Below are 2,500 nucleotides of genomic sequence, written 5' to 3'. Positions count from 1 at the left end.
CAGACCCGAAACCGAGTGATCTAGGCATGACCAGGATGAAGGTTAGGTAACACTAACTGGAGGTCCGAACCCACACCTGTTGAAAAAGGTCGGGATGAGTTGTGCCTAGGGGTGAAAGGCCAATCAAACTCGGAGATAGCTGGTTCTCCGCGAAATCTATTTAGGTAGAGCGTCATCCGAATACCCCTGGGGGTAGAGCACTGGATGGGTAATGGGGCCCCACAGGCTTACTGATCCTAACCAAACTCCGAATACCAGGGAGTACTAGATGGCAGACACACTGCGGGTGCTAACGCCCGTAGTGGAGAGGGAAACAACCCTGACCTCCGGCTAAGGCCCCCAATTCATGGCTAAGTGGGAAAGCAGGTGGGACGACCAAAACAACCAGGAGGTTGGCTTAGAAGCAGCCATCCTTTAAAGATAGCGTAACAGCTCACTGGTCTAATTAAGTTGTCCTGCGGCGAAGATGTAACGGGGCTCAAGCCATGAGCCGAAGCCGAGGATGCGCATAGCGCATGGTAGCGGAGCGTAGTGTGACATAGGACTACTCCTCTTCTGCATCCTTCGGGATGTAATGGAGGAGCAAGTCCTTTCTGTGAAGCCGGGCTGTAAGGCATCCGGTGGAGAGATCACTAGCGAGAATGATGACATGAGTAGCGACAAAGAGTGTGAGAGACACTCTCGCCGAAAGTCCAAGGGTTCCTGCTTAAAGCTAATCTGAGCAGGGTAAGCCGGCCCCTAAGGCGAGGCCGAAAGGCGTAGTCGATGGGAACCAGGTCAATATTCCTGGGCCATGTGGTGGTGACGGATTGCAGAGGTCGTTCTTCCTTATCGGATTGGAAGGGCGGCTGAGCGGTTCCTGGAAATAGCCCCACTTTAAGACCGTACCCTAAACCGACACAGGTGGACTGGTAGAGAATACCAAGGCGCTTGAGAGAACGATGTTGAAGGAACTCGGCAAAATACCTCCGTAAGTTCGCGAGAAGGAGGCCCAGTTTCAACGCAAGTTTTGGCTGGGGGCACAAACCAGGGGGTGGCGACTGTTTACTAAAAACACAGGGCTCTGCGAAGTCGCAAGACGACGTATAGGGTCTGACGCCTGCCCGGTGCCTGAAGGTTAAAAGGAGGGGTGAGAGCTCTGAATTGAAGCCCAGGTAAACGGCGGCCGTAACTATAACGGTCCTAAGGTAGCGAAATTCCTTGTCGGGTAAGTTCCGACCTGCACGAATGGCGTAACGACTTCCCCGCTGTCTCCAACATCGACTCAGCGAAATTGAATTGCCTGTCAAGATGCAGGCTTCCCGCGGTTAGACGGAAAGACCCCGTGCACCTTTACTACAGCTTCACACTGGCATCAGGCCATGCATGTGCAGGATAGGTGGTAGGCTTCGAAGCGGACACGCCAGTGTCCGTGGAGCCTCCCTTGAGATACCACCCTTGCATTGCTTGATGTCTAACCGCGATCCCTTATCGGGTTCCGGGACCCTGTGTGGCGGGTAGTTTGACTGGGGCGGTCGCCTCCTAAAGCGTAACGGAGGCGCGCGAAGGTTGGCTCAGAGCGGTCGGAAATCGCTCGTTGAGTGCAATGGCAGAAGCCAGCCTGACTGCAAGACTGACAAGTCGAGCAGAGTCGAAAGACGGCCATAGTGATCCGGTGGTCCCAAGTGGGAGGGCCATCGCTCAACGGATAAAAGGTACGCCGGGGATAACAGGCTGATACTGCCCAAGAGTCCATATCGACGGCAGTGTTTGGCACCTCGATGTCGGCTCATCTCATCCTGGGGCTGGAGCAGGTCCCAAGGGTATGGCTGTTCGCCATTTAAAGAGGTACGTGAGCTGGGTTTAGAACGTCGTGAGACAGTTCGGTCCCTATCTGCCGTGGGTGTAGGATACTTGAGAGGAGTTGCCCCTAGTACGAGAGGACCGGGGTGAACGATCCACTGGTGGACCAGTTGTCGTGCCAACGGCAGTGCTGGGTAGCTATGATCGGACAGGATAACCGCTGAAGGCATCTAAGCGGGAAGCCCCCCTCAAAACAAGGTATCCCTGAGGGCCGTGGAAGACCACCACGTCGATAGGCCGGAGGTGTAAGTGCAGCAATGCATTCAGCTGACCGGTACTAATGGCCCGATAGGCTTGATCCGATCCAGGAACAGCAAGGCTGTTCCATGATCAATCGAAGCATACAACCCCTACACATACTTGACTTGGAAACTCGTTGATTAGCGCTGCGCCCGGCATGGAGAGGTGCGGCAACGCGTCGTCGCTTCGCGAGACGCTGTCTGCCGCCAACCAAACCAAGAAAAGCCACAACGCGCAGCGTTGTGGGTTTTTCTCGGTTTGGTGGTCATAGCGCAAGCAAAACACCCGGCTCCATTCCGAACCCGGCCGTTAAGTGCTGCCGCGCCAATGGTACTGCGTCTCAAGACGTGGGAGAGTAGGTCACCGCCAAACCTAGTAAAACCCACAATAAATCAAACAAACGTATCTCTCAAAACGT

General features: G+C 54.7%; 2 rRNA genes (1 of these 2 cut by a window edge). Both read left to right on the top strand.

Features of this window, described 5'->3' with window-relative positions:
* Positions 1 to 2,144: ribosomal RNA gene (locus ACXAD2_RS22080) — 23S ribosomal RNA — on the top strand (it extends 687 nt beyond the left edge of the window).
* A 195-nt stretch (positions 2,145 to 2,339) separates the two neighbouring features.
* Positions 2,340 to 2,454 (top strand): 5S ribosomal RNA (gene rrf, locus ACXAD2_RS22075).
* Positions 2,455 to 2,500 lie beyond the last annotated feature (46 nt).

Source organism: Salipiger sp. ABN3_019 (assembly GCF_056158605.1).
This window is presented reverse-complemented; position numbering and strand designations above follow the sequence as displayed.